The 7,773-nt window shown below is 62.2% G+C and carries 8 protein-coding genes; 2 read left to right on the forward strand and 6 right to left on the reverse strand.

All coding sequences use genetic code 11. The features are described 5' to 3' along the window. Positions 1-322 precede the first annotated feature (322 nt). Both IVA82_RS21855 and IVA82_RS21860 read left to right on the forward strand, forming a co-directional pair. Positions 323-532 (forward strand): hypothetical protein, encoded by a 210-nt coding sequence (locus IVA82_RS21855; RefSeq protein WP_247385668.1) that lies wholly within the window; start codon positions 323-325, stop codon positions 530-532. A gap of 269 nt (positions 533-801) precedes the next feature. Continuing rightward, positions 802-2,103 (forward strand): sorbosone dehydrogenase family protein, encoded by a 1,302-nt coding sequence (locus IVA82_RS21860; RefSeq protein WP_247385670.1) that lies wholly within the window; start codon positions 802-804, stop codon positions 2,101-2,103. Between the two features lie 395 nt (positions 2,104-2,498). On the opposite strand, the gene IVA82_RS21865 is transcribed toward IVA82_RS21860, so the two are convergent. The 6 genes from IVA82_RS21865 to IVA82_RS21890 form a co-directional block, all read right to left on the reverse strand. Next, positions 2,499-3,725, reverse strand: a complete 1,227-nt coding sequence (locus IVA82_RS21865; protein ID WP_247385671.1) for an ABC transporter permease — start codon at positions 3,723-3,725, stop codon at positions 2,499-2,501. Continuing rightward, complete coding sequence (locus IVA82_RS21870; protein ID WP_247385673.1) at positions 3,722-4,414, reverse strand: ABC transporter ATP-binding protein; 693 nt, start codon at positions 4,412-4,414, stop codon at positions 3,722-3,724. Before IVA82_RS21870 ends, IVA82_RS21865 begins: the two co-directional genes overlap by 4 nt. 387 nt (positions 4,415-4,801) lie before the next feature. Next, entirely contained in the window at positions 4,802-5,041 is a 240-nt protein-coding gene (locus IVA82_RS21875; protein ID WP_247385675.1) for an efflux RND transporter periplasmic adaptor subunit, read from the reverse strand. Beyond that, entirely contained in the window at positions 4,929-5,744 is an 816-nt protein-coding gene (locus IVA82_RS49030) for a biotin/lipoyl-binding protein (RefSeq protein WP_247385676.1), read from the reverse strand. The genes IVA82_RS21875 and IVA82_RS49030 overlap by 113 nt, the downstream gene beginning before the upstream one ends. Before the next feature lie 73 nt (positions 5,745-5,817). Further along, positions 5,818-6,645: a sigma 54-interacting transcriptional regulator gene (locus IVA82_RS21885; protein WP_247385678.1), complete on the reverse strand. Its 828-nt coding sequence runs from the start codon at positions 6,643-6,645 to the stop codon at positions 5,818-5,820. A gap of 887 nt (positions 6,646-7,532) precedes the next feature. After that, positions 7,533-7,773, reverse strand: a 241-nt coding sequence (locus IVA82_RS21890) for a hypothetical protein (protein WP_247493522.1), incomplete at its 5' end; no start/stop codon positions are given.

Here is a 7,773-nt window from a genome sequence, read left to right on the forward strand (position 1 = left end):
TCATTCACGGCCCAGGCCTCGCATCACGTCACACCTGTTATCGTCATCGCGTGCGTTGCAGGGACGCCATTGTGGCGCCGAGCTCGTCGCGCTCAAGGCCGCTGCCGCGCCGTCTCCGGCGGTGGCCTACGGCCAGCCTTGACCGCTCCTCGCCGCGGCGCCCAAGACCGCCGCCATCAAACGACGCCCTCTTGACAACTCACTCCCCATACAAGGATGACGGTGGGAGATGGGCGCGGCTCGGAACATTCAGCCAAGGAACCACCGCTCCCCGGGCCGGTTACGCCTCTCGACATTTGCAATAGCCGCAGAGCGTTGAACCATGTCTGACGCCTACGATTATTTTCGCGAGCACGCGGTCGCGGCCGTCCGCAAGGCGCGGGCGCTGCCGCGTGGGCGGACGAAGCAGAAGCAGCGCACGGTAGCGCGCGTCTATCACCTGCTGTCCAGGGAAGCGGCGCTCGCGCCCAACATCCATCACCTCGACGAGTTTCGCGCGGTGCGGCGGCTGGAGCGGCAGATCGGCCGCTGATCCGCGCGTCCCCTATGCAGAACCGCCTCATCCGCGCCATGCAAATTCGGCGTGCTGCCATCTGCGTACGCCATAAGCGGCCCGATTCGGATGGCGCATGTTGACCTTTTCGCGTGTTCCCAGTTGGATGCGCACGCAATAAAGGCACGACGATATCTCATCGTGGATCTGGAGAGATCGACGATCAGGCTTGGGCCCGCGCGGGGCTTTGGGCGAATCTTGGAGCGATCCGTCGTTGGACAGTGCCGCACGTTCGACAGGGGATTTTGATGACCTTTTCCAGCATCTTTGCGCAGTTCGTCGCATTCGTCGGCGGCATCGCGCTGCAATGGCGCAAGCTGTCGGGCACCGAGCCCGCGCCGGCCTGGGGCGAGGCGCCGGCGATCCCCGAGGCGAAGCCACAAGGGGCGCTGCCGACCTTGAAGATGCCGACGGCCAGAGGCTGGAGCGAGGGGCAGAAGCCGACGGCCGCGCCCGGGCTCAAGGTCAATGCGTTCGCGACCGGTCTCGACCATCCGCGCTGGATCGAGGTTCTGCCCAATGGCGACGTGCTGATTGCGGAAGCGACACAGATCGCGGGGCCGCCGAGGAGCGTGTTTCACTACGCGATGCAGGCGACGATGCGGCGTGCCGCGGCGCTCGGCGTTTCCGCCAACCGCATCACGCTGCTGCGCGACAAGGACGGTGACGGCATTGCCGAAGTGCGCGGCGCCTTCATGGAGAATCTCAGCCAGCCGTTCGGCATGGCACTGGTCGGCGACACCTTCTATGTCGGCAACACCGACGGCGTGATGGCGTTTCCCTACGTCGCCAATGCCGACCGCATCACCGCGCCGGGCAAAAGGCTCACGACGTTCAAGCCGAGCGGCCACTGGACGCGCAGCCTGCTGGCAAGCCCCGACGGCAAGAAGCTCTACGCCGGCGTCGGCTCGCTCAGCAACATCGCCGAGATGGGCACGGAGGTCGAGGAAGACCGCGCCGCGGTCTACGAGCTCGATCTCGAGGCCGGCACGCATCGCATCTTCGCCAGCGGCCTGCGCAATCCCGTCGGCCTCGCCTGGGAGCCGAACACGAATGTGCTCTGGACCGTCGTCAACGAACGCGACGGCCTCGGCGACGAGACGCCGCCGGATTACCTCACCTCGGTGCGCGACGGCGGCTTCTACGGCTGGCCCTATTGCTACTGGGGCAAGACGGTGGACGACCGCGTGCCGCAGGATCCGGCGATGGTCGCCAAGGCGCTCACGCCGGACTATGCGCTCGGCGGCCACACCGCTTCGCTCGGCCTGTGCTGGATGCCATCCGGCACGCTGCCGGGTTTCCCAGATGGCATGGTGATCGGCCAGCACGGCTCGTGGAATCGCAGCAAGCTGTCCGGCTACAAGGTCGTGTTCATCCCGTTCGAGAACGGCCGTCCCTCCGGTCCTGCCCGCGACATCCTGTCGGGCTTCCTGGCGCCGGACGAGAAGGAATCCTACGGCCGTCCCGTCGGCGTAGCGATCGGTCCCGACAAGTCGCTGCTGATGGCCGACGACGTCGGCAACGTGATCTGGCGCGTGACCGGCGCGTAAGAGGACATATGTTGAGATAGGCGCCCCGGGCTCGGCAACCTCTCCCGCCTACGGGAGAGGTCGGCGCAACGCGCCGGGTGAGGGCTCTCACCTCTCGGGGGTTCTTCGTTGTGGAGATCGGCGCGGGCGGCTTCTCTCTCGTTACTGATCCGCCCGGCAATCCTTGGCACGACACAGCCCACGGCGCGCTGTTTGCGAGCGTAAGCGCGACCGATGTCCGAGATCAGCCGGTAACCGGACGTGTAGCGGATATGACAAATTCGACGCAATGCCTCAGAAGCCTTCCGATACCCCGGCCAGCTCCGATGTCGCGCTCGCGCCTATTTCTCTTTCGGCACGAGGTGCGAGCCAAATGTCAGGCCTTGGTGACTGGCGTGCCGTGGGCATGAGTTTCCTCAGCTTTGGGCCAGCGCATCGGCAGGGTCCAAACGCGCGGCTTTCCGCGCTGGGTAGAGAGCGGAGATCAGGGTAACCAACGTAGCGGTTACCACCGCGGCGAGGATGGCCATCCCAGTCCCGGGATTCCGGATTGCCGCTCCGGCGCCTAGCGCGGCAGCTGCTGCCAACGCCAGCAGCACGCCGACTCCGGAACCGAGCATTGCAAGCAGGCCTGCCTCGATCAGGAATTGCAGAGCGATCTCGCGACGGCGGGCACCGATCGCCATGCGCAACCCGATCTCCTGTCGCCGCTCTTCACGGAAACCAGCATGAGATTCATGATTCCAATACCGCCTACAAGAAGCGAGACCGCCACAGCCCCGGCAAGCATCAGCATCATGAGCCAAGCCGAACGCGACTGCGTTGCACCGCCGCGAGATCCCGCAGGATGAAGTCATCCGGGCTGTCGGCGACCAACCGGTGACGTTCGTGTAGGAGGTCACGCCCACTTCGTTTGTGCGCGCCATATCCGCCCCGTCCATCACCCGCAACGTCACGCCGCCGACCGCCGCCGGATGGCCCGCGAAAAAACCAAGGATGCGCTTGCGCGCGGTCGAAAGCGGAATCATCACCTGATCGTCGAGATCATCACCACCGAGGCTGTGCCCCTTCTCCTCCAGCACGCCGAGCACGGTGAATGGGACACGGTCGATGCGAATTGTCCGGCCAGAGGGATCCTCCTCCCCGAACAGTACTTTGGCGATGCCATGCCCAAGGAGCGCGACCTTGGCGGACCGGCGCACGTCGTCGTCGGCAAGCGGTCGTCCCATCGTCACCGGCCATGGACGCGCTTCGAACCATGCGGGCGTCACCCCGCGTAAGGTGGTGGCCTGATTGCGGTTTCCGTAGACCAGTTGCACTGTCCCCCGCAGGAGTGGAGCCGCCGCCGCGACGCCGAGCCCCTCCCGCGCGATCGCCTCGGCATCGGCCTCGGTCAATGTCCGTGAGCTTCCGTTGGCCCGCCAAGCTCCGTTGCTCCTGGCCGCGCCCGGCATAACCATGAGCACGTCGGCGCCCAATTCGCTGATCTCCGCCTCCAGCTTCGTCTGTCCGATCGAACCCCATATAACGATGAGGATCACTGTAGCGACACCGAAGCAGATGCCCAATAGCGCCAGTCCGGTGCGCAGCCGGTGTACCCTAAGCGCATGCAGCGCAGGGATCAGCGTCGTCGTGAGCCTCATCCGCAAATCCTCTCCTCAGCCTCCAAGCGGCCACGTTTGAACGGCAGCACGCGTCGGGCATTCGCGGCAACCGAGATGTCATGCGTCACAACCACAATGGTGACGCCGGACCTGTTGAGTTCGGCAAACAGGCCCATGACCTCGCCGGCCGAGGCGTCATCGAGCGCGCCAGTTGGTTCATCCGCAAGCAGTAGGCTCGGCCGGTTGATGACCGCCCGGGCAAGGGCCACGCGTTGCTGCTCGCCGCCCGACAACCGCGCGGGGCGGTGATCTTCCCGATCCGCCAGCCCAAACCTCGCCAGCGCTTCCCGCGCCCGCCGCCTCCGTTCTGACCCATGCACGCCTGCATAGGCGAGCGGCATCTCCACGTTTTCCAGGGCTGTGCTCTGCGGTAGCAGTACAAACGACTGGAACAGGAAGCCGATAACATGATTACGAATGTCGGCCATCCGGTCCGCCGTCAGGCCGGCCACATCGATCCCATCAAGCCGGTACCGTCCGGCGCTGGGGCGGTCCAGGCAGCCCGGAATCTTCATCAAAGTCGTTTTTCCCGAGCCCGTCGGACCAGTCATCGCGACGTAATCTCCAGCCTCGATGAGGAGGGATACATCCTTAAGCGCAGTCACGATGCGGTCACCTGCGCGGTAGTATCTTGTCAGTCCCTCCGCCTCGATCACATGCTGGGGCACACTGCACTCCCTAGCGGTTGACTAGCGCGGCCAAAGCGACGTGTAGCGGCTCTATCCAACCCATGCCCTTGGCCCAGACGGCTGGCGAAGCGACATTGGCGCCATCACCAACCGCGACCGCCTCCCCTTCCGATACATCACCGATAATTTCGGTCCTACCCTCGGTGCTCACCCCAACCCGGACAGACACCGGACGGATGCTACTGCCCGCGGCGACCCAAACATGGGATCCGGAGGGCTGCGGTAATCCCTTGGGCCGAAAGCGGAGTGCGGCACTAGGAACCTGCAAGGCATCCGGTTTGTCGCCGACGATAATGTCGGCCTTGGCTGTCATCCCCGGAAACAGCAGGAGATCGTCGTTCTTAGCCGCTGCGACGACCGTGTAGGTTACGACGCTCTCCTGAATATGCGGCGATTGCGAATTTGCGTGACATGGCCAACGAAGTCCTTGTCCGAGTACGCATCGACCGAGAACATCACCTTTTGCCCAGCCCGCAGTTCACCAATATCGGCCTCATCGACCGCGATCTCGATGTTCACAGCGTGAAGATCCCCGATCGTGAACAGGGTGGGAGCTTGGAAACTGGCAGCAACCGTCTGACCCGCGGTGACACTGCGGTCGATCACGATGCCGGTCCAAATCGGCTTCGGCTTGGTGAAGCGCGGCCTGACTGCGGCGGACCTGGGCTTCGGAATGGACCACTCGGGACCGCGCGACGGCGAGTTGAGTCTTCGCCTCATGGATTCTGACCTCTTGCGAAGCCACTTGAGCCGCGGCCGCGCCTGAGTCGGCCAGTGCGGTCTCGTAAGCGGCGCGAGCATCCTCCATGTCGCTCGTCGAAACAGCACCGCTTTTCACTAGCACCGACTTCCGATCAAGGTGCTGACGGGTGAGACCTACCGTCACCTCGTATCGTTTGGAGTCCGCCTCCGCCTTGGCTCGGTCGGCGGTGGCTCTGTTGACCACAGCCTGAGCGGTGGTCACCTCCTCCTGCGCAATGCGCACGGCATCGCTGGCGATATCGACTTCTGCCCTGGCCTGGTCCACGCGGGTGTTAAAGAGCTCTGGCTCTAACAATGCAATCGGCTGCCCCTCTTTGACGGCATCATTGTGATCGACAAGTATTTCCTTCACCTGGCCAGAGACTTGCGAGCTAACAACCACACTAACGATCGGCTGGACCGTACCGGCGGCTATCACCTTGGTGACAGCCTCACCGCTGCTAGCCTTGGCGAACTGATACGCCACAACCGGGGACTGCTCAGGCGCCGCAGCAATCGCGACGCCAAGTATCAGCGAGCTGAGGAAAACCAGCACCAGCTTCCGCATGGCTACACCGCAACATGACACCCGAATGGGTGGTCCGGACGATAGTCGAACCAGACCACCCGGCGCGTTCTACTTACTGCGCTTTGCTACTTGCTGCAGTGACTGTCGGGGCCCGTGCACGTCTTGTTATTGCCGGCCGGGTTCGACTTGGTGTCGGTGCAGCCGGGATTGGAAGTACGTCGACTTCATCCAGGAAGAGCGTGCCGCTACCCGCAAGAGCAACCAGCCCCATTTGGTCGCGGTGTGCGTCGGTAAAAGCGCCACGTGCATGGCCGAACATTTCGGTCTCGAACAGATGCTCGGGAAACGCCGAGCAGTCCACCGGAATGAATGGAAAATCCCCGCGAGGGCTCAGACGATGGATTGCGCGTGCGCACAGTTCCTTGCCGGTACCCGTCTCGCCTGTAATGAGAACGGGACTGTTATTTCGCGCTACCAGCGGAATTTGTTCGATAGTACGCAGGAAGGCTGGATGATTGCCCACTAGTTCCGCAAGCCCAAGTTCTCGTGTTTCGCGTTCTTGGGTGGTCGCCATGTTATTGTCAGGTGAATCGTTCGCAAGAAGTCGCGCAACCCGATGGTGCCACTCGCCTGAATGGATGGGCTCGACAATAAAATCGTCGACCGCTTGTGCCGCTAACTGAATGAGATCGTTGTCGGGAGGGAGAACAGCAAGCGTCGGAGGGCCAATTGGATTCTTGACAAGCCAACGAAGGAAATTTTCGGCTGACGAACATCTCGGTGCCGCCACGGCCACAACAAGATCCGCTCGATGCTCTCGCAATCGTTCAAGAACCAGCGAGCTCCATTGAATGTGTTCGGAAATGAAATGAACCGCGCCTGCGCGTTCTTCCCAAAATGGAGACGACACAGTCTCAATAAACAGCACGAGTCGTGACATGACGCTAGCGTTTCAAATATTAATTCCCCATCCTGGGGTCTACCGCAAGGAAGGCTCTGCAAACGCATTGGGTCCAGACGGGACGTATCTATTTCCCACTTTCTGCTAGGGATGTTCGGCGATTGCCGATTGCATTACGGTTGGCTAAAAACAAAAACTGCCGGAGACGCTGGCCAACGTTCCGGCTTGGTCGAAGTTTGTGGTAAGCAATTTTTACTCATGACACCATCACGCCTACTTGGGCCTGCGATGCCGGTCCGGTTTAAAGCGTTCTTTGCTTCACAGTCCGCACATTAAATAAATAGTAAGTCGCTTTTCTTCGAGTTGTAAAAAGTTTCTTTTTGACAAAATGCCGTGCGCATATCTTCCGATATAAACATGCGGATCCGAAGATACCGAGTTTGGTGTCTTGATGGAGCAGGAGGTGCGTCATGGAGAGGCGGCAATTCGGATGGCTTCGTTGCCCTCATGCTCACGGGTGTCCGGCAACTTTCCATTATCTGTCGGCGCGAATTCGCAGACCGGGTTGAGCACAGGAGCCCATCACCTCCGGCAGCTTGGAGGAGCGGCAAGAGCGAAGCGGCTCGCCCATCCGAGTGCCCTCACGGTAGCGGCCGGGCGGGTATGGTTCTTGGTTGGTCGCGAACATGCGCCATCAGATGCGGCAACCGCGCCGCGGTCCGTGACGGCACCGCCAGCATACCCGCGGGCGGCCCACAGCACGTCCGGCCATTCGCGTTCCACTCCGGCGGCCTCGACCAGTTCGCTGCTCAGCTTCTGATCTCGGCAAGCTTCGCTTGCGCGGCGGTGAGCCTGCTGCGCTGCTTGGTCGGCTTCGTCCAGCTGCCTTGCTCTAGCGGATGGCTTGGTCACAGTTACGTTCTAGTTCAAGCGCGCTGCAAGCGATAGCCGTCCTGGGGCACCGGTCTGCGCTTCTCCCAATCGGGAATGAGCAGCTTATTGTCGGTCCGCAGCCTCGCGACGATCTTATTCACATCAACCTTGGTGACGACGCTCCGCGCCAAAACCCCCACCCAGCCCTCCCCCGCAGGCGGCAGGGCTGTCCCGGGAAAATCACACATAGATGAGCTCCAGCTGGTCGAGAGAGAACCTGGGCTTTGGCTTGAG

Source organism: Bradyrhizobium sp. 142 (genome assembly GCF_023074015.1).
Classification (GTDB): Bacteria; Pseudomonadota; Alphaproteobacteria; order Rhizobiales; family Xanthobacteraceae; genus Bradyrhizobium.

What these genes read in the sequence shown, in the direction of transcription:
- IVA82_RS21855 (WP_247385668.1), top strand. Translation starts at nt 323, where the DNA reads ATGTCTGACGCCTACGATTATTTTCGCGAGCACGCGGTCGCGGCCGTC.
- IVA82_RS21860 (WP_247385670.1), top strand. Translation starts at nt 802, where the DNA reads ATGACCTTTTCCAGCATCTTTGCGCAGTTCGTCGCATTCGTCGGCGGC.
- IVA82_RS21865 (WP_247385671.1), bottom strand. Translation starts at nt 3,725, where the DNA reads ATGAGGCTCACGACGACGCTGATCCCTGCGCTGCATGCGCTTAGGGTA.
- IVA82_RS49030 (WP_247385676.1), bottom strand. Translation starts at nt 5,744, where the DNA reads ATGCGGAAGCTGGTGCTGGTTTTCCTCAGCTCGCTGATACTTGGCGTC.
- IVA82_RS21885 (WP_247385678.1), bottom strand. Translation starts at nt 6,645, where the DNA reads ATGTCACGACTCGTGCTGTTTATTGAGACTGTGTCGTCTCCATTTTGG.